Genomic DNA, 24,594 nt, shown 5'->3' on the forward strand with positions numbered 1-24,594 from the left:
GGGATCGAGCGCATGCGCATTCTGCTCAAAGCCTGCAGCGAAGACCTCGCATGCCCGGCGCTCTGCGGCGGCGACGCGGTTGGAAGCATGCTTTCGAACACCCACTCGCCCACGGGCGGAGACCTCACCGGTGGTGAATTCACGCGCAATGACCACCGACAATTTGGCCCTGACCTGCTCTTCAGACCACTCGTGCGGCGCGAAAGCACGAACCGCGGCCTCGATGCGTGCGGTGATCTCGGCGCCCTTGTTTTCGCACACGATCTCCTCGACGGTGCGCGCCCAGAAGTCGTCGTCCCACGCTCCAGGCTGCTTTGCGGCATCAACAGGGTCCGCAGAGAAAGCAGCGCCAAGATCAATGTCCGATTCGCGTGCCCGGTCGATCATCCGAGCTCGGACTTGGCCCCACGTGAGGGTCTGCTCGCCCTTCGCGCGGGTGATCTTGCGCTTGGCTCGCGAGTCCAGAATCTGCAGCCGAGAGCGATCCACACCGACCGACTCCTCGTGCAACGATTCCAGTGTTTCTGCGCGCACAAGTGCCTGCGCCTGGGAATAGAAGGCCATGAGATCCGCATCAGCGCCGATGACCTCCCACTGGCTACCGGCGAGATCGAACTCCCATCCGGTCACGAGCCCGCGCTGCGTGGACAACTGGCGCAAGTGCCGCTCAAATTGTGCCTGGAGCCACCACGAATGGTTCACCATGTCGGCCCCACCGGTCGCCATCGTGCGTTCCACCCCATCGACGCAAACAACCCGGTTGGGGATCATCACGTGCCCATGCAAGTGTGGATCTAGTTCACGCGAGTACGACTCAATCGACACCGTCGCCGCGTATCCGAGTCCTTGAATAGGTATGGTCTTTTGCCCATCTCCTTCGTGTCCGGTACGTCCGTGAGCAACCCGCGCCATGAGCTCATCGGTAGCTTGACGCGCGGCATCTCGGATGGTCTCGAGCCACTGCTCACGCGTTGCTGGATCGGCAACGAATGCGGCAACGCTGAACGACTTCGGACACGTCAGCGTCATCTCGTAGCCCGCATTGCCAACCTCAGACGTTCGTTCGGCTTGCGCGCGAACTCGCTCCCAAACCCACCGGCCCAAGGCCTCATTTGACAGCAATAGATCGATCGGATTGCCATCAAACTCTTGCGGAGTTCCCTCCTCATGGAGCGCACGATGGTGCGCACCCAACCGGCGCATCACCTCGACTCGATCGAACTGGACGGGAGGCGGCACGACGTCCTGCCCATCTCGTGTGTGCGCGCGGTAGAGCTTCCAGGCATGCTCATTGGAGCGCAACAACGCCTCCGCGGAACGTATGACCAATGTCCCATTTGGCCGATTGCTCGCGCCGGTCAGGGCCCTCAGGTATGCAGCCCTGTCACGGCCAGGCCACAAGGACTCAGGCTGGATCGCGGCAGCATCACAGGCTTCTTTGAGGACCGTGAAGTAGGGAGAAGCGGCCACGCGAGCCTGACGATTCCTCTGCGTTCGTACGCGGATGCGCTCCCCGCTTTCCCTATCGATTCCGTACATCGCGTCACGAACAATGCGGCCGTCAGAGGCCGTCACCAACTCCCCGGGGCGGTACGCCAAGCGCTCCGCAGTTGCCCCCTTGCCGAGGAACCAGACCTGCCTCGAGTCGACAGAATCCGCCCCCAATCGGTAGTCGACTTGGGCCTCCTGAGCATCCACGGAAGCAGACTTATCCGGCGTGATTCCACCCAGCCTGTAGCCCACTTGGGCACCCAAATCCGCGCCGTGAACGAGCATCTGGCAGTGACCGCTGCGCGCCATCTCTAGACCTCCGATCCGGCGAACCAGACGGCGGGGAGCATCAGGATGCCAGCCCGGGAGGTGTTCGTTGGCTTTTGGGCTGTGTCCTTGTCCTTGGGGTTCTTGTGGTCTTCTGGTGTGTGATGGATTTGCATGGTTTCGGTGTCCTTCGTGGTCGTTTGATCTGGTCTGCTTGGCTTGATTCGATTCCTTGAGTTCTTGGTCTCTGCTTTCACAACGGTGTCGGTGTCTTGGTACCTCGCATTTACGGCTACGCGTCACGTCGCGAACTTGCGAGGTACCGGCCGCGCTCACACCGTTGAACGAAGTGACGGGCCGATGTCGGCCCACGCTGACAGGGAGGCGCCGCATGAGCACCCGCACGAACAACGAGTTCCTGGCCACCTCAGCGATCGCAGCCAATGACCTGGCTGCGGCGCAGGCCAAGCGAGCCGAACTTGAGACCAAGGCCAGTCAACGCTTGGCCAAGGCGCAAGAGCGCCACACCAGTGATCTCAATGAAGCTCGCCGGGTCGAAGCCGAGGCTTGGAAGCAACTCATGGCAGTGCCCGGCATGACCGCCGCGACCGCGGCGCAGATCGGCAGAACCACGACGATCAAGGTCAGCCGCTGGATCTCCGGCGGCGGCCAGGACGCTCCATGCAGCTGACACCGCGCACTCTGAGCATGGCGCTTGGTGCATGCCTGGCAGGCGGCTTGGTTGTTGGCGCCGCCATGGTCATCGGTCCTGGTGTCGGAGTCACCGACCCCAGCCCGGAAGCGGCTGCTTCGTCGCCTGCCTATTCCGAGGCTGAACTCGGTGACGTCCAGGTCACCTTCCCAACACCCTCGATGCGGGTGGCCACACCTTCGTCCGCTGGAACCCCGCTCGATGCGCGGCCCAGCGCTCCTTTGTCGACAACAGCGCCAACTAGTGCCTCCACGCCACCAAGTCCTACGCCGAAGGCAACGCCGGCACCGTCTCCAGTTTCGAATGACGCCAGCAGTCGGGATAGGACCAAGCCGACAGCAGCGCACACGAGCACCCCGACAAGGCCCACCCCGCCGTCGGCACGGTCGCCTAGGCCGAAAGCAATTGCGCCAGCAGCGCGACGCTCTGCCCCGCACCCGCTGCATGGCTGGAAGCCGCCGCATCTCGGTGTCGGCGTGACTGACATCAGTGCACCGGCATTGTCGTCGGGTGCACTGGTGCATGTCACGGTCATGTGTTCTCCGAGTTCAGCCTGCGCTGCAAGTGGCAACTCTTTGACGATTACTTCGGAGGCGACTCAAGTATCGGCAACATGGAGCAGTCCGTCTGTCGCGCATTGGCGCGCCTGGATGAAATCAAGTGGCTTCCACGCCGCTGCAACGGGATGAATGTCCGACCCGACACTTACCCTGCCCTGATTAGCCGGAAGGAGCCGACATGATCGCCATCATCGTCCTCGTCGCCTTGGCCCTCATCGTGGGGTTAGTCGTGAGCTTCGTCGCACTCGTCGTGGTAATCGTGAAGGCGGTTTTCAGGACCAGCCGGAGTTCGCCATTGGAGACACCAGCGTTCACAGCGGGAGAGAATCAGGAGTTCCTGCACATTGTGCAATCTGAATGGCCGGCTAGCCCCTAACGCGTCTTTGGCAGATATGCGTTCAATCGTTCCGCGATGAGCACCCTTCGCTCGTGGCAGGAGTGCTCGTTGTTTCCTAAGTCGTATAGGGCCGGATGCAGCGGCACAGGCTCGTCGCGCACATGTTCCGCCGCTGTGCCGAAATGCGAGTTACATAGTCCATCGCGCCGGCATGCCGACGAGTTGCTCGACGCTTCGTGCTTGCCGTCGACACTTGATCCCTCATTGGGAAATCCACTTCGTAGGCGGTCCGCTGAATAGCGATGCACTCAGAGTGAGTGCTACGTAGGCTCCCGAACCGTACGATCCCAGAGCCCAAGCTTGAGCCCATTGGCGTCGAGCGGGGCAGTGCCCAAGTAGTCCAAACTGGCGCGCTCGAACAGCCGGAACTGCCAGATGGCCTCCTCCATGTGCGCCGGATGGAACACACCCACCTCGGAGAGCCTGTTGAAGTCGCCGAGCGTCAGTCCAGTAACGCGCTCGAACAGTTGGGTATCCAGCGACCTGATGATGTCTACGAGCGCTTCCTCGCGGTAGTCGGTTAGATACATGAACACCGGCACTGCCTGGACGAATTTCAGGAGCTTGGAGCGCAGCGTGTTTACTTGATCGCGCTTGGCCTTGCGGGCCGCTTTGACTTCAGGGTCCTCTTCCTCCGTCGAACCTCCGCCCTTTGGCTTCTTGCCCGCTCGGACTTTCTGCGAGTTGGAGATGATCTTGGTGGCGTCCTGACGCAGGTTGCGGAAGTCCTCCATCTGCTCGAGTCGCTCGATGAGGTCACTATCGCCCAAGAGCTCGGTAAGTACGGCTTCCGACAGGTCGATGAGGCGCGGGCTACCCCAGCGCTTGGCGAGCATCGCAGCGCCAGCGCCGGCCGTGCCCCAGTCCATGATGTGGTTCACGTCTACGGGGTCCATGCGGCCCCCTTCGAACTGGAAGATGGGCAGGAACTCAATGAGTTCCCCGATGACTTCGGCCGGCGAGGTCTTTGTTGAGCCGCCCGCGAGTTTCGTGCCGTACTGGTACACCAGTGTCAGCGCCCGGTTCGGGTCGAAGTCAAACACGAAGCACGTGTCCTTGTTGACGGTGCGCGTGCCGTCGTCGTTCCTGGTAGCCCAGGGCGACTGCACGCGGAATGCCGCCTGGAAGTAGGACTCGGGTGACTTGAGCGATCGCAGGATAAGGATGGCGCCCCATTGGGGGACGGTGACGCCGGTCATGAGCTTGCCGACAGACAAGGTGATGGTCTGCTTGCCCAGCTTGGCTGCCTTGGCCAGCATTGCATCGACGGGGACCTTTGCCTCGGCGCCCATCTTGGCGCTATTGCCTGCTGCGACGTGAATGAGGAAGTCGCGGAAGAACGGGTGCACTTCCAGGGCGGCCTTCATCGCGTGGGCGGAGGCGACAGTGGGCAGGAACCAGACGCTGTGTTCGACCGCCTGGGCAAACCGCGCGTCGCTGTAGGGGAACGGTGGTTTGAAGTTGTTGAGCAGCTTCTCTGTGGCTGACTGGGTGAGCCGGCCGCGCAGCATGTTGAGGAACTCGCTGACGCTGCTGGGCTCAGCGAATTGGTATTCGGAGCCGATCTTCGACGCGGCGAAGAAGCCGGACAGGTCAAACAGGCCGTCGGCGCCCTGGTCGATGGCTGCGGACGCGACCTCCGACAGGGCGTACGTGAACATCTGCATCTGTGGAAGCTCACGGTAGGGGTTGCGTTCTGGGTCTCGCGCCGGATCGTCTGCCCAGTGCTGCTTGGCGTACTGCTCGTCGGGGTAGGTCCAGTTGTAAATTGCGTCCTCGTTGAACTCGCCCTCAGTCAGGGCGCGGAACGGGGTGCCGGACAGGTACAGGTAGTACTTGCTGGACAGGTGGAGCTGCTCGGCGTCGAGGTCGGTTGCCAGGTCGGTGTCAGGAGTGGCCGAGTACAGACGGGGCTTGCCGATGGCAGCTAGGTCGGCAACCTCATCGGCATGCTCAGCCTCGTTCTCGGCCTCCTTCTGCGCGGCCTTGGTCACCTCGGCCAGCGAAGGGGCCGGGCTGGTCACTTCCTTGGCAGCGCCCTGCCACGCCCCGAAGTGGTACTCGTCCATAACGATGCAGTCCCAGTCGATGAGGTGCAGATCCACGTTGTGGTCCTTGACGTCGCCATCTGCTTTCGTGCCCAGGAGGTCCTGGAACGACGCGAACCACACGACAGGGGAAGCTCTGCCCGTATCGGCTGGATTGTCGCGGTCGGCGAACAGCCAGTCGGCGAAGTCCACATGCCCGAGCAGGTCGTCGCGCCAAGCGTTGCGGACGGCGGGCTTGTAGGTCAGGACCAGGATGCGCTTCCAGCCCATGCGCTTTGCGAGCTGGTAGGTCGTGAAGGTCTTCCCGAAGCGCATCTTCGCGTTCCACAGGTAACGAGGCGGGTGGACGTCGGCGGCGTGCTCGACGAAGTACGCGGCGGTCTGATCGACGGCGACAGCCTGTTCGGGACGCATGCCGAAGTCCTGGGTGCGCGTGGGGTCGTAGGCCCGACGTGTGCGGACAGCCGCGAGCGCGGCACGCACTTCGTCCATGGTCGCCTCGAGGACCTCGCTCTTGCGCTGGACGCCGGCGGCGTCGAGGACTTTGTGGACGGCGTGGTCGTCGAAGGTAGTGCCGTCGTCGCGCAATGCGGGCTCGTCCAGGTGGATGACGATGCCGTCGCCGTCGGGGTAGACGGTGCCGGTCTGCTCCTTGATTCGCACGCGCGGATCTGGGCGGCCGGTGTAGCCGACTTTCAGTCGTCCGCGCCCCGTGATTGTGGTCGAGCCGACGGTGCGCTTCCAGTCGGTGTCGTAGCCAGGGGCGCTATACACGTAGATGCGTCCTGCGGGCTTGCTGCCGCTCACTCGCCATCCCCGTCCCCGTCAGGATCTGGGGCTTCGACCTCGTCGCGGGCCCCGGGCGAGCGGTACTTGGCGCCTCCTGGAAGGTGGGAGGCAGGGATGGGCGAGTCGAGTGAGAGGTTCACCGAGCGGGGCCTGATGCTCGCCTCGATATGGGCGGCCTCGTCATCGGTTAGCTCGAAGTGCTCGTAGAGGTCTGCGTCCGTCCAGGGACGCTTCATATCCAGCAGTGGCACGAACCGGAATCTGTCCGGTGTCACGTGCTGGGTGAGTTTGCGCTGCAGGACGAGGAACCGGACGAACTTCGTCGCCAGATAGTGGGCGTAGTTCTCCGTCTCCTGGCGCGTGTCGAACATGCCAGTGATGAAGTAGGTCTGTGTGCACGCCGATCCGGGGGCCAGAGCGATTGGCTCACCGAGAACGACGTCGACGATTCGGCCCTCGTCATCTTGGTTCGTGTCACCGCTGCTTGCCATTGGCAGCAGGACCTTCCAACGGTCAATCCACTGGTGGTTGCGCTGGATCTGGTCAGCTCGGCTGTAGCCGATATGGCTTGCGTAGATCAGAGGAATGGCGCCATCGAAAGGCTCCGGCACACTGCCCGGGTAGTTCGACCTCATCGTCAAGCCGAACGGCTTGGTTACCGTGCAAAGCGTCTCGACACGCGTCTTCGACTTGGCTGTGACCTTGCGAATGATGCTCATGGCGCGGTTATCTCGAACAAGAACCCCGTCGCCTTCGCGCAAGTCTCGGGACATGGTGCTGACGATCGTCCCGTCGATGCGCGTCGCGAACTCGCAGTCGCCATCGTGGTCGCGGTCCCACATGAAATAGTTGACGCCGCCGCGGATCTTCACGCCGGGGAAGCAGTCGAAAACCTTCGGGTTGTCCACGATGGTTCGTAGCCGCCGGTCAGCGATCATCTTTCCACGAAAGTCATCGAGGCCCTTGCCCCCAGCGAACCAACGCGAGGGAATGATCATTGCAAGGTACTTCGGGTTAAGGGCGATGGCATGCTCGACGAAGCGGTGGTAGATCGGTGAAGCTGTAGCACCGAACCCCTCGGTACCAAGCTGGTAGGGAGGATTGCCGACGATCACATCGAACTGCATGTCCTTCATCTCCTCCGTTGGATACGCCCCGTGGATGAAGGCGTAGGCGTAATTCTCACGAGACTCTCCACGCTCCAGTGCGACCGGTGCGCCGCACACCCGACACGGGCCAGACGCCTGGCCGTGCTTGTTAACTGGGTATTCGTGCTCGGCCTGGACGAACGGGAGGTGGCCGTCGGGGTCGTCGAACGCCACGAGGGAGTACGCGCTTGTGGCGTCGCGGGACACGTATACGGAACGCCGGGTCATTTCTCCGTGGACCTGTGTGATGCCGCAGCCATACAGCATGTTGCGCAGGATGTGGTCGGCGCGCTTGACCGGATCGGGCTCCCACTCCGCGAGCCCGATCATCAGCCGGCGTGCAGCCTCACGCAGTATCGAGCCGGACTTCGTCCCAGGATCGAGCCACTTGTAGTCAGGGTTGGACCACACCTCGGAGGGGAGGATGTCGAGCAGTGCGCGGGCGAGCAGAGGCGGAGTCGGCACCGCGTCGGACGATAAGGCCGCGATGACGTCGAGGATGTCGGGGACGCGCTGGGTCCGGGTCAGGCCGGAGGTGTTGGTCAAGTCGATGCTCACTTCTTGGCCCCGGTCTTGCGTCCCGTGGTCGCCGGCGGCTTCGACTGGACCAGCCGTGCGTAGTGGACCGGCTCGACGTCCTGGATTCGCTCGACCCAGAAGAGGTGGCGCTGGTCCTCGGGCACGAGCGCGTTGCTCCACACCCGCACGAAGCAGCCGCCGGGATGAGGCTGCCAGTCACACAGTTCGATGTCATCGGCATCGTTGAGGGTGTCGCCGAGTACGATGTTGTCGCCCAGGATGAGAGCTGCCGCGGTCAGGAACCCCGGCGTCGGCTCCACAGTATTCGCATCGCGCTGGTAGTGCTCGAGCATGACGTGGGCCATGCGGGCACGCGCCTCCGTGATGTTCTCCGGCGAGATGTCCACGCCGTAGATGGATGCCGCCGCGCGCAAGAGCCGGTGCTCGTACTGCTCCTGTATCGCACAGTCGTGCTTGGACACCAGACGCAGCTTGCGCCGCAGGATCTCGGTCAGGAAGTTGCCCGACCCGCAGGCCGGCTCAAGGAACTTCACATCCAGTGCCATGAAAGCATCGGGCAACTGGTCCAGCATCGCCTCGATCTCGCGCTGGTGGGTGAACACCTCCGCCAGGTCGCGCACGCGGTCCTTGGAGCGCACCTGCTCGCCGAACTGCGCCTCCAGAGGGTCAAGGATCGCTGCATCGTCGAGTAGCGCATGCTCGCCGTATTCGTGCCATGCCTCTTCGGTGCAATCGACCCTGGTCCAAGCAGCATCGGGATCAGAATCGCTACCAGGGCTCCACCGCGGCGCCCACCACTTAGGTGCCTGCATGGCTACTCCCCCGACGACGTCTCTACCGCGACACCCCATTCTGTCGCCTGAGGGCAGCTTGAACTGCACAGACACCGACTTTCCCATTCGCAGCATCGTCACTCGCAGGTGAACTTGCGAGGTACCGAGGGGGTCACACCGTTGACAGGGTAGAGATCGCGATTGGCGCGGTCCTGACCGAGAGGCGTGACCATGTCCGATCCCCGCGCAACTGCCCTAACTGCCGTTCCTGAGCGTTTGACCTTGTCCAGCCCTGATGCCTTGCTGGCGGCGGTTCCCCATCTGCTGGGCTTTCCTCCCCGCGACTCCGTGGTCCTGGTCGGCCTGGCCGATGATGGCTCTGGCCGGGAGACGATTCGCCTGACCCAGCGGTTCGATCGCCCCGGTGCAGGCTTGACCGCCGAGCAGCTGGCTGGCCTGGCGCAGACCGCAACTGATCCCATGGCGGCGAGCGGATCAACCTCCGTGATCGTCGCTGTTTTCGGGGATGAGAATCCGGCGTACAGCGGTGTGCTGCCCTCTACTGGCCTGGTCGACCAACTCGTTGAGGCCTTGGACATGCGAGATGTCTGGGTCAAGGACGCGCTGTACACCGATGGGGCCTCGCGCTGGTCGTATGGCTGCCAGAACCACGCGTGCTGCCCGATCGAGGGGGCCCCGATCGCAGATGAGCTGCGCACGATGATTGCCGCAGAGTTCGCCGGGGCCGGTGCGGCGATGGCGCCCTCTCGTCAGGCGCTCGTCGATGAGGTCGCCCCTGGGTCAACGTCGATCGAACGAGTGGCTGAGCTGATCCCGGCTCATTCGGCCCCTTCTGGTGACGTGGAGGGGTGGCGCGATGAGGCCATCAACCGGATCGCCGGCCTGCGCAAGGATCCGGCCCCTTCACCGGACACCATCGCGGCGGTGATCGCCGGCCTGCAGGACATCCGCGTGCGCGACACCGCACTGTGGGAAATGGCCCACGACAGCACTGACTCGACCAACACCATCTCCGGGCTGAACGCTGCTTTGCGCAGCGCCCCAGACGGCTATGTCGCACCGGTCGCAACGACGCTGGCCATTCAGCACTGGACCCGCGGCGACGGAGCCCGCGCGAACGCCTGCCTGGACCGGGCAGCCGACGATGACCCCAACTACTCGCTGGCCTCGATGGTCAGTACCGCAATCGGTCGCGGGCTGCCGCCGTCATCGTGGACCGAAGTCATGCAGCAACTGGATCGGACCAGCTGCCGACACGGCATTGAGACTCCGGCGCAGGCCGCGCCTGCGCGGCGATCACCGTCGATGCCGATGACCGCTTCTGGCCCAACCCTGGCCAGCTGAGCCATTCCAACTGCGGCACCCACAGTGCAGTGCCCTCGTGCTGCGCCGTCACCGCCCACCCCTTTTCTGATTGGAGTTGTCATGCGAACAACACACTTGCCGGCGCTCGAATGCCAGGCGTCCCGCCGGGTCACGCCGCTGAACCAGGCATGGTCTTGGGCCAGCGCCATCCGCACCACGATTGACACTGCACCCACAAGACTCTGCTGCTGGGCCCTGCCCCAGCAGCAGCTCGCGTGGTTAGCCCTCGAGATGGAGTGGGCCTGCGAGGACCTCGTGGAAGCCGGCGCCTGGCCAAGCGATGTCGAACTCGATCTCCCGAGCATCCAGAGCCCCTGCCAAGTGCGCCAATTCGTCGAGTCGATGCTCAGGCGCCTGGAGGAACTGTGCAGCGCTGATGTCGAAGAATCCCCCGTTCTGGTGGAAACGCGCGCCCGCGCACGGGCATGCCTGCTCGCACTCCAGAGCGATCGGCGAGATGGCGTGCGTGCTTCGGATGCAGCGTGACCGCCCCACCTACCGTCGGCGCGCGCCAGGCGCGTGCGAGCCGGACACCGCAAGAGCGCCAAGCCGAACTTGAGGCCACGCTAGCCACGCTGCAGGCCGGCGTGGCATCGCTGCAGACCTCGGATGGCTGGCGGGCGTGGCTGGACTTTGCTGCGCACATGCCCGCGTACTCACTCAACAATCAACTGCTCATCGTGGCGCAGCGACCGACCGCATCGGCCGTTGCCAGTTACACCGCTTGGAAGTCACTCGGGCGACACGTGAGGCGCGGGGAAACCGGGATCCGGATCCTGGCACCGACAACCCGACGCATTGCTCGGGATGCGGGCCCAGACGCGGACGACAACGCAACACCCGAGCCTGAAGATGTCGACGTTCGGGAGCGGTCACGACGCGTGTTGACGGGCTTTCGCACCGTGGCGGTCTTCGACGTGGCCCAGACCGACGGCGACCCGCTGCCCGTGCCGCAACGTCCTGCACTGCTGCAGGGACAAGCACCCGAAGGACTGTGGGACGCCCTCGCCCATCAGGTTGCCGCAGCCAACTTCACGCTGAGCCGCGTGGCGGATGCGTCCGACATCGGTGGCGCGAACGGCGTGACGGATTTCGGAGCCCGCACGGTCCAAGTGCGCTGCGACGTCAGTGAAGCGCAGGCAGTCAAGACGCTCGCTCACGAACTTGGCCACGTGATGTTGCATGATCCGGAGACCGATCCGACCTGGTCGATGCCGTGCCGTGAAGTCAAAGAAGTCGAGGCCGAGTCGGTGGCATACCTAGTCACCGCGCACTCCGGGCTTGACTCATCGGACTACACCTTCGGGTACGTCGCAGGGTGGTCCGCTGGAACCTCACCTGAGGTGATCACCACGGTTGCTGGGCGGGTGCTCGCGACGGCGCGCAGCATCACGGAACGACTCGACCTTCCTGCAGCTGTGGAACTTGTCGACCACGCAGTATTTGACACTCGGATCGGCGCACGAGCACCGGATCGCCTCCGGCCAGCTCAGCTCTCCCCTACCAGAGCGGGCATCGGTTCAATGCTGCAGTGAAGTGCTCTGGCAGTGGGTGCTGCGCGCTCGACTGCTAGGCCCAGGAGATTGACGGCGGCTGCTGCGTGGTGCCGGGAGCGGTGGCGTCGATGCCTTGTCGGCGGGCGTGTTCGAGGACTGGTTCGACCTCGTTGGTGTATTCAGCTATCCCGCGATCCTGTGCGATGGCTTGCAGGGCCTTGCCGGTGGACCAGTGGACGGCGTTGCGGGCATGGAAGACCGCGATGGTTGCACCTCTAGTGCCGGTGAGATTTGCGTCGGTGAGATCGGCCCCCGCCAGGGCGGCGCCAGTGACGTCTGCTTTTGTGAGATTGGCTTGGGCGAGATCGGCGCGCAGGAAGGAGGCTGATCGGGCGTCTGCGCTTGTCAGGTTCGCGCCTGCCAGGCAGGCGCCATCAAAGACTGCCCTGGTGAGGTCGGCGTTGGCTAGGCAGGCGCTAGAGATATCGGCCCGCTGGAGGTCGGCGTTGGCTAGGCAGGCCCCGGTGAGGTCCGCCCCGGTGAGCGTTGCGCCGTGCAGGACCGATCCACTCAGATCCGCTCCGGTGAACTTGGCACCGCGAAGGTCGGCCCCAATGAAGTTGGCACCGTCCAGTTGGGCGCCGGTGAAGTCCATCCCCCGGAGATCGGCACGGATGAACCGGGCATCAGATAGCGCCGCTCCTGCAAATGGTCCTGCAGGTGTGGTGGAAGCGGGCTTGGGATCGGGTTCTGCCATGGGTGCCTCCAAGGTGACGGGCGTGCTTCGTGCGGGCACGACGGACGGGCACTTGCCTGCTTGCGGAAAGTGTCCTACTTAGTCAACGGTGTCAGCTGGCTCGGTACCGACCGTTTTCGGATCACCGCGAGCGTCGGCCTACGGGTTTGGCGGCACCATCACCTGCAGGATCGATCGCCACCATCCGCCACAGTGCCTCAGCAATGGCATCCGAACGTTTGGCCCGGGAATCAAAGCGCACCAATCCCAGAGATTCATTGACCAGAAGGCCATTAATCAGGGCACTGAGTTCCCAGGCCTGTACCTCAGGTCGCACCCATCCCTGTGCCTTGCCCGCGACCAGCCCCTGGGCAAGGGACGCCTCTCGAGGTTTCAGGACATACTCCTGCAAAGCCGCGAGAAGTTCCGGCGTGCTGCGGGCGTGCGTCACCACCGTTGCTAACAAACGTGGCAGTCGCAGCGGCAACAGCGAGCCCTCATGGACCGCGGCAAACAAGCGCTCGCGTGGGGTTCCTGGGCGACCCTGATCGGTGGCGAACGATGGCATCTGCCGGATCGCGGCGACCGCCATCTCAACCCGCGAAGGGTAGTGACGGTAGATCGTTCTGCGGTTGATCCCGCTGGTAGCTGCCAGGTTGTCCACGGTGAACGCGTCATAGCCCCGGTCCACCAGCAGATCCAGCCCGTGCACGGCAATGGAGGCATGCAACTGCATCCAGGCAGCGCCACCGGTGTGGACGCCCTTGATCGTGCTCGAAGGAGTCGTTGCCATGCCGACATCATAAACCAGACAAGACACTATCTGTCACAGACGTAGGCCTAATAGCAATTGTTTCATTTCTGTAAAAGTGACATCAAGTCTTTGTCAGAGCCATTGTTTCTCTTGTTATAAGTGTCACAGTTCTCTGTATAGCTATTCCGGCAAACAAGGAGAACATCATGAAGACCAACCACAAGGCAATCCTGGCCATCACCACCCTGGCCGCAGGAACCCTGATCTACACACCAGCCGCATTCGCCGATCCCGTCGCATCCAGCGTCATCGCCCAGGACCCGACTCCTGCACCAACCGTTGCCCCAGACGCGACCGTGATCGGTGTTGACGCCAACATCGTGGCGGGCCTGACCGTCACCGGCGCGGCAGGCAAGCCCGTCACCGTGACCGCGAAAGGCCAAGCCCCACGCATGGCTACATCTAGCCCTGCGGCTCCGGTGGTGTTTCGCAAGCTCGCCACCGGCGTCCCGTACGCCGTGGCGATCGCTGGCAGGACCATCGGGACAGCAACACCCTTGGCGGCCCCTGGTTCAGCTTTTGGCCTCACCGTTTCGACAACAGCGACTCCAGGATCCGTGCAGTTGGACTGGCAGCACCAAGCCGCCCGCAGCGAAGGCAAGGTCAACTACACCATTACGGCCACTCCCACCGGAACCCAACCGCGCACTGCAGCGGCTGCCGCGCCGGTGCGTAAGACGTCCAACGTCACCAGCGCAACACTGACCGGCCTGAACCCCGACACCCTCTACACGTTCACCGTCACCCCCACCAACACAGCGGCCACGGGGCAAGCCTCCTCAGCCACGATGACCCGCACCCTGACTGACCTGTCCGGTGCAGGCAAAGCCGCGGCGGACACTGCACCGATCACGAAGGCCGCTGACCCCGCACCAGCTCCCGCGGCTGCTCCGGCTCCCGCGCCTGCCGGACCAACCACGCGCACGATCTACGTCTGCCCCACCGGATTCACTGACGCCGGATCACTGTGCAACAAGACGCAGACGTACACCTTCCACTCGGTGACCACCACCAGCCCCTACAGCTATCACCAGCAGTTCGTGCAGACCGGATCGCATACCGACTACTCCGCCTCACCCAACGGCGGCACCTACTACGGGCAGAACGCCTGGGACGCCAATGGAAGCGACGCCGGCTACTACAAGGTCACTCCCGACGGCTATTACGCCTCAGTGAAGGACGCCCCGCCAGCCGGCTACACCGACAACGGCTCCGCCTATAGCAAGACCGAACTCGTCAAGGACACAGCCCCTGCCGGCTACAGCGATAACGGCACCTCCTGGATCACCACCGCGGCCAAGGTCGCCCAAGAAATCCCCGCCTAGACAAGCAGACAGCTCCACAGCTGCTCAACCCCAGCACCCCTTCACCCCACATCTCACAGACAAGGCAACGCCATGCGCAACGACGAATTGGAATCACTGATCAACGACCCAGACCTGACGACCCCAGCCGCGGCCCGCGTCCTCCTGGCACTGGCGCAAAGCGTCTCGCGAGGCGATCCGGACATCGCCGGCGACGTCACCATCCTGCTCACAGAACGCCTCATGCCCGGCGGAGCCATCCGCACCCGCCTGACCACCCACGCGAACCCAGCCGCGCTGCTGACCCTCGCCGCAAAGAACGCCGCAGCACAAGCCCATGAGTCCGCCAGCCGTTACAAACGGACCATTCCCCTGACCGAAGACGGCGACCTTGCCGCCATCGAACCAGCACCGTCACCGTTCTCCCCAACCATCGGGATCTTCGACCTTCTCGCAGATCTCGGTTGGACATTGGCGCACCTGGAGATGCTGGCCATCCCCCGCAAGCGACCCGGGCGTTCCGTCCACCCAGGCATCGAAGCCGCCCTCGAACGGGTCGCCTCATGCTTTGGAATCCCAGTGCGCTGCCCAGGCTGCCCCACCGACATGGAGCTCCTGCGCCTGGACCTGCAAGGTCCGAATTCCTGGCCGCACCTGGTACCCGTCCTGCACGAATGGGGCTGGACCCATGAGGTGATCGAACTCGTCACCACGTCCCCGGTGAACCTCGCCCACTGGCGCACCCTGCACATCAAGCCCCCAGCCCGCCAAGAGCGACGCATGGTCGAAATCGCCCGCAAGATGCGAGTCGAACCTTGGCTACTGCAGGACTCCCAAGCGATCCGCGACTCCGTCCGCAGCACGCGAAGTCACGCTCCCCGCAGGCAGATCGCAGCACCCCAAGGGTGGGGAGCCTGCGAAATGGCGTCGTAAATGCGAGGTACCAAAGGGGTCGCGCCGTTGATAAGGCAGAAGCACCATCCGACCCGACCCGGAGGTACCCGTGAACACCATCGACCCAAGACCCATCAGACCTGCTGACATCGTCGCCGCCCTGAACCACTGCGACCCTGACCAACTCGCCGCTGCCCTATCCACCTGCCCAGACCCAGCATTCGCGCAACTAGCAGAAGCTGTCATGGACGCCGCCGTACGCAAAGCCACCTACCCACGCGAGCGGGTCATCGGCGAAGCTGACGCATTGCTGTACCAAGTGCTGCGCTCACCGGTAGCCGACGCAAACCCCACCGGCATCACTATGGATCCAGCCACCTACGCCCGCCACACGGGCGCCAGCATCGCCGAAGCCGAGCGGGTCCTGCAGCACATCGCAGCAACCGAATCCCAAGCATGCGACCAGCTGCTGGCCTCCGGTGTCGAACCCAACTTCACCCTCGAACAAGCACAGGTCTACGACTGCATCTTGGCCATACGCGGACAGCAGCGAGTCCCGACCCGCCAGCTCCTCCGCCACCACGCAACCTCCGTAGCTGCATCCGCAATGCGTCCCGATGAAGGCAATCAGCCCATCATCTACGCACAGGATCCAATGCTGCGCCCTCGGATCGTGAGCCCGTCGCCGAAGGTTCACGCGCTGCTGTGGCTTGACCGAATGGACGCGAACCCGCCGACAGTTGCGATACTCGAGGAACGGATCACCTATATCTACAGCGTGAAGTGCTCGATAGGGGACGCAAGCGTTCTCGCAGATCGGTTGGACGCGCGATCACGGGGTGCGGCAATCAAACCCGCGCAATCGTCCAAGTTAATTGGCCTTCACGGGGGCCCTGGAATGCAAATCGCTGGCTGAGCACCAATTAGCAGTCCCTCCAGTGAATGGAGACATAATTTGTATTGGGAGTTGCCAATCCTGCCGGACCCTGTAGGGCTACGGCCTCACGCCAATGCTGAGAGCGTTACCTGGCGGCTGATACGAGGCTAAGAAGTCGCTCGGTCGCGATACATGAAACGAGGCAGCGCTCCTTCGCGTCGCCGAGTAGTTGGGCGGTCCATCTCGTCAGGCCGCCGTCGCCGAGGTTCAGATGTCCATCAAGCGCGGTGAGCCGGAGCGCGACGCCCTCGTAGTAGCCGTGGGCGTGGGTGCGCTCGGGAACCTCGACCACCATGTGGCCCAAGTCCTCGCGACCGATCCAGTCGCGAACGTGGTCACGCACAGAACTTGCGGCTCGACCTTCGTCCCAGTAGGTGAGTTCCACGCGCGGTAGTGCATCGGGGATGAACTCGCGTAGTACGGCCAGCCAGAATCTGATCTGCTTCTCGACTAGTCGAGCTTCGGTCCGGCCGGTGCCTGTGTCCCGGGCGCTAGAGACGAGGGCGAAGAGCCGGAAGTGCGCAGGCATTCCCTCGCCGAAGTATTGCGCGCGCAATTGCCGATGAGCGGTGGCGAGATGGACCGTGCTCGCGCGACCCTCGGTGCGTCTGCGTATTGCGGCCTCGAGCGCGAGTGCGTTGGTGGAATCGCTGACCACCTCCGTGCCTCGAACGGTGGAGACGACGCGATTCTGGCTGATGGAGGACACAGCAGCGGAGGTTCCAAGAGGTGCGACCGGCGATAGTTCTACTCCTGACACGTCCGCTGGGAGCATCCGCCAAATACGAGCTTCGAGGTTGGTCAATTCGCGCGGATCTGCTGTGGACGGACGCACGAACCGGTCTGCCTGCCAGCGGCGCAGGAGGTCAGATGGCTGAACAGTGGAGGAGCGCGCACGAGCAACTGCCAACAGGAGCGTGCTGAGATCAGTGGGCGAGAGGTCTCGCTCTAGCGCTTCGATTGCGCCAGCCGGTAGTTCGCGCAGTACCCGCCGCTCCGCATCGCCGCCCCGACCACCCATCCCCAAACCTTAGGAGTCGAGTTAGGTCAAGGTCTGGTGTATCTCGTAGCGCTACGTGGCTTGACCCAGTTCGATCCAATAGCGACGGCTCGGTCGACCCTCGCTGGAGGTGTCCAGTCGTTCGAGAACGCCGTGGCAGGACTCGATCGTTCGGATCGAGGCCGTATTGGAGTCGTCGCAGATCAGGAGCACCCGTTTCAGCCCTAGTGCATGGGCGATCTCCAGCGATTGGCGCAAGATGGCTGTGGCGTAACCACGTCGACGGTATGCAGGGCGCACCGCGTAGCCGATGTGGCCCCCGAAACGTTCGAGGTAGTCGTTCAGCTCGTGTCTTATTGAGACTCGACCGACGACCTCGCCATTGACTTCAGCGAACAAGAACGTCGCTGGAACCCGTCCAGGTGACAGGTCGACACCTTGGCTGTGCCGCAAGACTTGCTCAACGTAGGCAGTCCAGGGTTCGTTGGGGCCTTGGAAGACGAACTGGAAACTCTCGGTGGCAAGCTCGGCTTGGGCCAGACTCACGATGACCTCGTCGTCCGGCCTAGGTAAACGAAGGCTGACGGATTCATGCGTTGCCACTCACAAAGACTAATTCCAACGGGCTCAACTCAAACAGCGGTCCATTTGGCCCGCATTCTCGGAAGTCTTGAAAGCGGACGCCATCACCCGACGGCTATTCACGATGCCACAGTCGTAGGCGCCAACTCGCTCGAGTGCAATCTGTGGCACTCGGTCCTCGGGCACAGAAGAAATGCACGGTCCCGGCGCCAGCAGGCCAAGACTCATTACGGGACTAAGGAAGCCCCAATGCAGTTTGCGGGTGCTGTGTTACAGAGCATGCACCCTTGAGCCGTCCGGTTAGACCATGCCGAACTTCTTGTCTTTCCCCTTCCACAGACCTGTCGAAGGTAACTTTCGCTGAGTCCCTCAATCGCCGGATGGAGGAGTAATGGAAGCCGCGACTGGGCCGCGTGCTGAGAATGCCGGTTCGAACTCGACAACGTCGCCTTCGCCAGGCTTGTAGGCGCCAAACTTGGGACCCGGACAAAAGAAGTTTGGAAGCCCAGGAGTCGATAGGAATGCGTATCCCGCCCGGACTCCAGTCATCCGTCCTGTCAACTTCAAGACAGCACCGGACTTACGTGGCCGATACCCAATCCGGTTTGCATCTGCGAACGAAAATCCTTGATCCGCCGCTCGTTTCCAAACATCGTTGGCTTCATCAAAGTGTGTGGCCATGGTCAACATGCCCCCATACGTGGCGACGAAATGTGGATCTCGGGCCCCGTTCATACGCGCAAGGTGCATCACCGCAATCGAATCAGCATATTCGCGTCCTGCATCGTCGTATGCCCGCGCAAGCTCCAACGCCAGATGTGGATCGTCCGGATGTGTTGTGAGACCTTCGAGAAGCACACTGGACGCTTGGTCGAGTTGCCCATTTCGACGTAGGAACGAGCCGAGCATGAATCGGGCGACCGGGCTTGTCGGTGCTGCTGCCAGCGCCTGTCTAAGGGCTCCTAACCGTGCAGGTGCATTTCCAACAGCAGCCTCAACTTTTGATGAAACTAGGTAGAGGCCTTCCCGCTGTCGTACCTTTTGAAGACCTCGGAAAACTACTTCTTGGGCCCGGTTTAGATAGTCGACTGCTTCCTCATCGCTGGAGGACTGACTGGCCCAGTCAAGATACAACTCAGCTAAGGACTGATACGAATATTCGTCACGAGGATTCTGTCGCAGGGCTCCTTCAAATGCATCCTCGCTCTGTGCGAGGCGTCGACGCGCAACTTCTGGCGTTGTAGCTGCTAGTGCCATGTCTCGAAGGATGACGCCGCGAGTGTGGTTTATAGCGCGGGATTTTGGCTCAAGCTCCAATGCTCTTTCAACCTCGGATAGCGCAAGCTCAAGTTTGTCTTCACGGAGCAGCATCCGTCCGTAATGCTGTCGAACGTACCCATTTGTAGGGTCTTTCCGACAGGCAAGTTCGAAGAATCTAGTTTTGGCCTCCAACGTTTGTAGGCTGTCAACAGCCACCTCGTCCCTCGTGAAGGCCTCGAACGCCTTCACATCGACGCCAAACGTGAGATTGAGCGCATCGAGAACTGTCAACAAGGTTCGCTCGTGCTCATTTCGGCCGAGACACCTATTCCAAACGATGTCAGCAATTATTTGGTGACGGGCCCGCAGAGCCTCGAGTCCCCGCGCTTCATCGATCGTTTCCCAAACCAATATGCCTTCGAGTCCACCAGCCATGACTTGGTAAAGGTCGGTTGCGCCTATCCCGAGTGCTTCGGCGCAAAGCATGTCGCGCGCTAACGCGCGTCCCCGAGTAAACGCACACACGAGGCCGTATAGGTATCGCGCGCGTTCGTCTTGTATGCCTCTGAACTCATCCTCGATAATCGCGTCAAAGGCCTTGCCCTCTGTTGCTTCGCGCATAGTTACCAAGAGATCCTGCTTGTTCCTGACCTTGATCGCTGCGAATCGCAGATCTGCATCGAGAGGTGCGAGCTTCCCCAACGAGCCGGTACGTTCGAGCGAATCCACAAGACGGACGATCTCGTCGTCGGATAGTTGTTCTAGCGTAAACTCCTGTGGTCGCAGGGTCGGCCGACACTGACGCCACTCGTTGAGTCGCTCTCCCAAGAGTAGGAACGCGGGTATCTTCAGTGCTGCTAGAAGCTTGCCAATCTCGGACAGTTCGCGTTCGTAGTCAGCGGCGTTGTCAACACAGAAGACGATCGGCGACGGAAAGTAGCGCGCCGCGTACTCAACATCAGCGGGGCTGGGGGTCATCCCAGGCCGAAGGAACAATGTTGTCCCCACCTTGTTCTGCGCAAACCAGGCAGCGACGGCCATCAACAGCGTCGAAGTGCCATATCCCGCGGATCCGAGGACGATTTGGCTCGTGACTCGAGGGCTTGGGTCGGTAGCAAACTCGACTAGCTGCTCAACTAGTGACTCTTCAATGTCGCGCTGGAAGTTCAGCCCACGACCAATGAGGCTCCAATTTGCGCGGTCTCCACGATGGAAAGCATCGGTGTTAGGAGTTGCTCCGAAGTCGGCTTGGTTGACATAGTCCCAAGCGTTGAGAAGCCGACTCACAGCCACGGGAGAATCGGCAAATAGATCGCGCAGATCCGATGGAATCCGAGCAGCCATAGCGTCGAGATTGTGTGGACTAACTCGAATGTCGCCAATCCTGGTCTGAACGGCGACTCGCAGTTCCTCTAGATTTCCGTCGATTGTCGTAATGTCTTGTGCGCTAAGAATCTCGGCATCGATCTCAGGCGTATTAGGGGCGATTCTGTACGATGGTGGCGGCTTATTCGGAGCGAACTCTGCTCTCAGCTCAGCAGAGATCATGCGCCAGTTTGCGTCGCGGTGGCTGTACCCGACATAAAGGATTGGCGTGGTGGCGAATGACATTCGCAGATGATCGAAGAGCATCTGCCGTCGATCTCTGAATCGCGCGTAATCTTGTTCGGTGACGAGAATCGATCCCTTTGCCTCGTCAGAAAACAGACTGCCGTGTAGATGAAAAACTGGTACTTGAAATCTAGGATCCCACCCCTTGACTTCCGAATTCGCCCCGATAACGACTGGCTGCTGCGTTGGATCGGTCGTCAACTCGTAAGACCGTTCAATTCCGCGATCATAATTGGTAGTGAAGATTGCCTTCCAGGTTAGTGAGGCAAGCCAGCGCAGATTTTCATCAGGCTCCAAATCCGTCAGCGCTTCCTCGAGAAAGGCCACCAGCTTGGCCCTCCCATGGCGCTGTTCCACGAGTTGCGCAGCCTGAGCTAGATCCGGTTCCAGACCTACATCGAAGCCGAATTTGGCGGCAAGCATCACGGCCAGTTGTCCACCATCTGGCGCGTGGTCACCGTTCGGTGCTGTGAGGTTGTACCCCACTCCAGAGCCCAAGAACAGCACGCATTCGCCGGCCTCGAGAGCACCAACTAGTCCAAGCGGCAAATCCATTGGAAGCGACCTCGATTCCTTCAGGGTGTGCTGAGCCTAGGGCAGGACTCCTACAAATCAGACGACGTAGCGTCAAGACTCATGAGCAAGCCACAGCTGCGCGGAAGATGCATCAAACGCTAGGGGCCCTTCACGTCCAGCCCGGTCCACGCTCTTATTCGCCAAGTCTTGCCACGTGTGCCAATTGTGCTGTTCGGTCCTCCGATCAGAATCGGAGAGTCCTGCCTACATTCATCTTCCTTTGCGCTTCTGCCGGCGCAACGTCATGAGCTCTGGACGATTGACGACTCGCTGCAGGCTCCTTCTTGTGACGTATCGCGTTCCATCTGGTCCCCGAGCAGGCAACTCGTCCAACGTGCCGAGCAGCACGCGCGACTCGATGGTTCGCGACTGCACGCCAAGGAGGTGTGCGGCCTCAGCAAAGGGCATCCCTTGGGCTTGCAGCTCTCGCTCGAGCGCGATGAGACGCTCAAGTTCGGCAATGGAGCCTCGCGGAATGTAGATGCTTCGCTCTCCGCCCGGCTCGATCTCGAGTGAGAAGCGCTTGATCCAGTTGTACAAGCGGTGGTAGCTGACGCCGGTGTTCTCCTCTAGATCCACCAGAGTGGTGCGCTGCATCTCAGTTCTTGCGAATCTCAGCGCAGCACTGCGTCGGATGCGGTGTCCCTGGTGCGTTCCACCGGTGACTTTCCCAAGGCTGGCTTCGATGCGTCCCTCGCGTGCCCAACGTCGCACTGTCGGCAGTCCACGCTTGAGGAACTCCGCTACGTCTTCGATGCTGAGCCAAGGGTCGTCAGGTTCGTCGTCGCCAATAACAAGCCAACCATGCTCGACTAGTCGCGCGTCTATCTGTTCACTTCGCACCGCCAGCAGGGGCTGAGCACCGGTCGTACACCGTCTGGCAGTGGGGACTAGTAGGCCAGTTGGCAGTTCGCGATCGATGAGGTCCTCCATGGCCTTGCAGACCCTGACGATCTTGTCGTTGACAGGCTGATCGGCGACATAGTGAAGGGCGTGCACGTCGGTTCCTGGGGCATGTCCCGCATAGCGACGCAGCGCTGTCGGATCCAGCCCTGGTATCCATTCGAGGTCTGTGATTGCAGATGAGCGCAGATCCTTCGGGTTGGGAAGCCGCAAGGCCGTGCGAGCGAAACCGTTGAGAGTCGAGGTGGTGACTCCTGCGTCTTCCGCAGCTCGCTTGAGGGCCAACCGAAAGGTCTCTTGCCCTCCGCTGTCCGATGCGACCATCCCCGGCACGATTCGAGCACTTTGGTCGACCTGGCCGGTTTCGGGGTCGGTGTGGAACACGTCAATGACGTGGCCGTAGAGCCGCATGAGTTGGAAGGGGACGAGCTGCATACGTTCGCTGTACCCGTGTTTCATGCCTTCCTTGTGGAAGGTACGCACGATGTTCTCGCCCTCGAAGGCATGGAACTTCCTTCCCCCTTGGGCATGTAGCCACAGCAGGCCACGTCCAGTTCCGTCACCAAGTGGGATCAAGTCCGCCACGCGCATGCCGTATGCCTCGCCCAGTCGAAGCGTCAAGATGCGGCAGGTCCACAGCGTGATCTGGTGGACGGCGTGCATGTGCTCGGCGATGCGCGCCACATCACCGATGCTCAAGCTTGCGGCCTTCGGAGAGGCCTTGCGCCTGGATCGCGGTGTGCGCACGTCGGCGAGGTTGAAGGACAGCTCCCATGCGCCCATGGCAGCGCCGAGTTTGATCACTGCGTCAAGACAGCGCCGGACGTCGGACAACGTGTCCTGGCTGAGTCCCTCGCTTGTCTTCGGTCCGCGTCGGCCGACCTCAAGAACGTCCGAAGGACGACCCAGATCGCCGAGATAGGTGCGGTACGCATCCCTGGTCAGTGATTGGCCGGCGTCGAATATCGGCGAGAGGAACGGCACCACGCGTCGATTGAGCATCGCTCGCACCGTGTTCGCCCGGTCGGCTCCGCCGCTGCGTCCGTCCACGTAGACCTCGTGGAACCAAGCGTCGGTCACTTGCGTGACTGTCATGCGTACGCGTGGTTCGGGGATCGGCAAGGTCTCAGATGGCTTGCGCGACCTACGGGTCGGATCGCTTTCGCCGAGGACTGCATCCCGCGATGGCAGGGGCAGGCCCGCGGTGACATTCGCTGCTGCCAGTGCGCACCAGGCTTTGGCTTGTGCCTTGGTGTCGAACAGCTCGTAGTGCCGCTGCGGCGATCCGGTGGCGATGCGTATGGAGGCCTGGAATCGTCCGCCGGGACGAGAGACGACGGAGCCAGTCAGTGCGCGTGACATCAGGCAGCCCTCCCGCCTGCGACGAGCTGACGCAGGAATGCGATCTCGTCTTGGGCGCGGGCAAGTTCGGCTCGCAGGCCGCGGTTCTCAGCCAAGGCTTCCGCGAGCTGGGTGCTGGTAGGGCCTCCGGGGAGGCCTGGACTTCGAGGCTCGGCTGCCAAGCGCGCCGCAGTTGGCGTCGCGGGTAGGGCCAGGGCTGATGCAGGCAGGAGTCCGGCATCGACGAGGTCGCGCACGGGAATCGCCCAAGATCGGTCCAGGCCGACCTGACGGGCATGCGGGAAGGCACCGGCCTTGAGCCGGCGCTTGATCGTGTCGACACTGACCGCGCAGGCATGAGCTGCATCCAGCCGGCCCAATTCGGCGGTGATATCGACGGCGGTAATGGTCATGTCGTTGGCCTCCTTGACGTTCGCAGCGGCGCTGTTCAGTAGGTCAACGGTGTGAGGGCCTCGGTACCTCGCAAGTTCGAGGACGCATGGGTCGTTCATGGGGTCTCCTTCGTCTGGAATGGCGGTCTGGCGGGGACTGGCCATCAGGGAGGAGAACGAGCACGGCAGGCGCGCCTTGGGGGTGCAGCGGGTGCAAAGTGCCCTGGGCTGCACCGGGAGCCGGGGCAGCGGGTGTGCAGGATCGGGTGGATTGCCTCGTGCGCTGGTGGTGCAGGCATGGGGGTGCAAGGGGGGCATAGTGCCCCTGGAGTCCGCCTACTTATCGCACACTTTCCGCCTACTTTGCCCCGGCGAGGGGTGCAGAAAATAGGGTCAAAATAGGACAGACCCCCCTCAATGAGGGGGGTCTGAACCTTTGGAAAGTAGCGGGGACAGGATTTGAACCTGTGACCTCTGGGTTATGAGCCCAGCGAGCTACCGAGCTGCTCCACCCCGCGGTGACCTTTCGGCTTGAGAAGAATACGGGAAAGCTCCCGTGACTCCTAATGGGGGTGCACCCAAGGAGTCTTTCGCTTCCCCAACGCCTGCCTCCGAGCTGCAGGCCTAGCTGCTGGAC

Annotated in this window: 21 protein-coding genes and 1 tRNA gene; 8 read left to right on the forward strand and 14 right to left on the reverse strand. The window is 62.2% G+C overall.

Annotated elements, in window-relative coordinates; genetic code table 11:
- Together Q8M73_11145 and Q8M73_11150 are read right to left on the reverse strand one after the other, a co-directional pair.
- Window positions 1–1,698: relaxase domain-containing protein (locus Q8M73_11145; protein ID MDP2289104.1), on the reverse strand; the 1,698-nt coding region annotated here is incomplete at its 3' end.
- A 104-nt stretch (window positions 1,699–1,802) separates the two neighbouring features.
- Complete coding sequence (locus Q8M73_11150; GenBank protein ID MDP2289105.1) at window positions 1,803–1,934, reverse strand: hypothetical protein; 132 nt, start codon at window positions 1,932–1,934, stop codon at window positions 1,803–1,805.
- A 215-nt stretch (window positions 1,935–2,149) separates the two neighbouring features.
- Here Q8M73_11150 and Q8M73_11155 point away from each other — a divergent pair, with 215 nt between their 5' ends.
- Complete coding sequence (locus tag Q8M73_11155; GenBank protein MDP2289106.1) at window positions 2,150–2,449, forward strand: hypothetical protein; 300 nt, start codon at window positions 2,150–2,152, stop codon at window positions 2,447–2,449.
- A 130-nt stretch (window positions 2,450–2,579) separates the two neighbouring features.
- Here Q8M73_11155 and Q8M73_11160 read toward each other — a convergent pair whose 3' ends face one another.
- A complete protein-coding gene (locus Q8M73_11160) occupies window positions 2,580–3,005 on the reverse strand; it encodes a hypothetical protein (protein ID MDP2289107.1) in 426 nt (141 codons plus the stop codon).
- 203 nt (window positions 3,006–3,208) lie between these two features.
- On the opposite strand from Q8M73_11160, the gene Q8M73_11165 reads away from it, so the two are divergent.
- Window positions 3,209–3,406, forward strand: coding sequence for a hypothetical protein (locus Q8M73_11165; protein ID MDP2289108.1), 198 nt, complete (start codon window positions 3,209–3,211; stop codon window positions 3,404–3,406).
- Between the two features lie 281 nt (window positions 3,407–3,687).
- On the opposite strand, the gene Q8M73_11170 is transcribed toward Q8M73_11165, so the two are convergent.
- The 3 genes from Q8M73_11170 to Q8M73_11180 are packed head-to-tail and all read right to left on the reverse strand — an operon-like array spanning window position 3,688 to window position 8,764.
- Window positions 3,688–6,282, reverse strand: coding sequence for a hypothetical protein (locus Q8M73_11170; GenBank protein MDP2289109.1), 2,595 nt, complete (start codon window positions 6,280–6,282; stop codon window positions 3,688–3,690).
- Window positions 6,279–7,970 (reverse strand): Eco57I restriction-modification methylase domain-containing protein, encoded by a 1,692-nt coding sequence (locus Q8M73_11175; protein ID MDP2289110.1) that lies wholly within the window; start codon window positions 7,968–7,970, stop codon window positions 6,279–6,281. The genes Q8M73_11170 and Q8M73_11175 overlap by 4 nt, the downstream gene beginning before the upstream one ends.
- Window positions 7,967–8,764, reverse strand: coding sequence for a type III restriction endonuclease subunit M (locus Q8M73_11180; protein MDP2289111.1), 798 nt, complete (start codon window positions 8,762–8,764; stop codon window positions 7,967–7,969). The genes Q8M73_11175 and Q8M73_11180 overlap by 4 nt, the downstream gene beginning before the upstream one ends.
- 192 nt (window positions 8,765–8,956) lie before the next feature.
- Here Q8M73_11180 and Q8M73_11185 point away from each other — a divergent pair, with 192 nt between their 5' ends.
- The 3 genes from Q8M73_11185 (at window position 8,957) to Q8M73_11195 (ending at window position 11,646) form a co-directional block, all read left to right on the forward strand.
- On the forward strand, window positions 8,957–10,090 hold the full coding sequence (locus Q8M73_11185; GenBank protein ID MDP2289112.1) for a DUF4192 domain-containing protein: 1,134 nt from the start codon (window positions 8,957–8,959) through the stop codon (window positions 10,088–10,090).
- An 81-nt stretch (window positions 10,091–10,171) separates the two neighbouring features.
- Entirely contained in the window at window positions 10,172–10,597 is a 426-nt protein-coding gene (locus Q8M73_11190; protein ID MDP2289113.1) for a hypothetical protein, read from the forward strand.
- Window positions 10,594–11,646 (forward strand): ArdC family protein, encoded by a 1,053-nt coding sequence (locus Q8M73_11195; protein ID MDP2289114.1) that lies wholly within the window; start codon window positions 10,594–10,596, stop codon window positions 11,644–11,646. The genes Q8M73_11190 and Q8M73_11195 overlap by 4 nt, the downstream gene beginning before the upstream one ends.
- A 34-nt stretch (window positions 11,647–11,680) precedes the next feature.
- Here Q8M73_11195 and Q8M73_11200 read toward each other — a convergent pair whose 3' ends face one another.
- Both Q8M73_11200 and Q8M73_11205 read right to left on the reverse strand, forming a co-directional pair.
- A complete protein-coding gene (locus Q8M73_11200) occupies window positions 11,681–12,364 on the reverse strand; it encodes a pentapeptide repeat-containing protein (GenBank protein ID MDP2289115.1) in 684 nt (227 codons plus the stop codon).
- Between the two features lie 121 nt (window positions 12,365–12,485).
- Window positions 12,486–13,136 (reverse strand): TetR/AcrR family transcriptional regulator, encoded by a 651-nt coding sequence (locus Q8M73_11205; protein ID MDP2289116.1) that lies wholly within the window; start codon window positions 13,134–13,136, stop codon window positions 12,486–12,488.
- A 167-nt stretch (window positions 13,137–13,303) separates the two neighbouring features.
- Here Q8M73_11205 and Q8M73_11210 point away from each other — a divergent pair, with 167 nt between their 5' ends.
- From Q8M73_11210 to Q8M73_11220, 3 genes are all read left to right on the forward strand, one after another.
- The gene (locus Q8M73_11210) at window positions 13,304–14,482 is read left to right on the forward strand and encodes a fibronectin type III domain-containing protein (protein ID MDP2289117.1); all 1,179 of its coding nucleotides are present in this window, start codon (window positions 13,304–13,306) and stop codon (window positions 14,480–14,482) included.
- A gap of 72 nt (window positions 14,483–14,554) precedes the next feature.
- Window positions 14,555–15,394: a hypothetical protein gene (locus tag Q8M73_11215; protein ID MDP2289118.1), complete on the forward strand. Its 840-nt coding sequence runs from the start codon at window positions 14,555–14,557 to the stop codon at window positions 15,392–15,394.
- A gap of 70 nt (window positions 15,395–15,464) precedes the next feature.
- Entirely contained in the window at window positions 15,465–16,271 is an 807-nt protein-coding gene (locus Q8M73_11220) for a hypothetical protein (protein ID MDP2289119.1), read from the forward strand.
- 106 nt (window positions 16,272–16,377) lie between these two features.
- Here the strand turns inward: Q8M73_11220 and Q8M73_11225 are convergent, their stop codons facing one another.
- The 6 genes from Q8M73_11225 to Q8M73_11250 form a co-directional block, all read right to left on the reverse strand.
- On the reverse strand, window positions 16,378–17,313 hold the full coding sequence (locus Q8M73_11225; GenBank protein ID MDP2289120.1) for a hypothetical protein: 936 nt from the start codon (window positions 17,311–17,313) through the stop codon (window positions 16,378–16,380).
- A gap of 51 nt (window positions 17,314–17,364) precedes the next feature.
- Window positions 17,365–17,895, reverse strand: coding sequence for a GNAT family N-acetyltransferase (locus Q8M73_11230; GenBank protein MDP2289121.1), 531 nt, complete (start codon window positions 17,893–17,895; stop codon window positions 17,365–17,367).
- A 348-nt stretch (window positions 17,896–18,243) separates the two neighbouring features.
- Window positions 18,244–21,300 (reverse strand): SIR2 family protein, encoded by a 3,057-nt coding sequence (locus tag Q8M73_11235; GenBank protein MDP2289122.1) that lies wholly within the window; start codon window positions 21,298–21,300, stop codon window positions 18,244–18,246.
- 231 nt (window positions 21,301–21,531) lie between these two features.
- The gene (locus Q8M73_11240) at window positions 21,532–23,586 is read right to left on the reverse strand and encodes a helix-turn-helix domain-containing protein (protein MDP2289123.1); all 2,055 of its coding nucleotides are present in this window, start codon (window positions 23,584–23,586) and stop codon (window positions 21,532–21,534) included.
- Window positions 23,586–24,077, reverse strand: coding sequence for a hypothetical protein (locus Q8M73_11245; GenBank protein MDP2289124.1), 492 nt, complete (start codon window positions 24,075–24,077; stop codon window positions 23,586–23,588). The genes Q8M73_11240 and Q8M73_11245 overlap by 1 nt, the downstream gene beginning before the upstream one ends.
- A 324-nt stretch (window positions 24,078–24,401) precedes the next feature.
- Window positions 24,402–24,475, reverse strand: a tRNA-Met gene (locus tag Q8M73_11250).
- Window positions 24,476–24,594: the final 119 nt, after the last annotated feature.

The sequence above is a fragment of the Actinomycetota bacterium genome, assembly GCA_030684515.1.
Taxonomy (GTDB): Bacteria; Actinomycetota; Actinomycetes; order S36-B12; family S36-B12; genus UBA11398.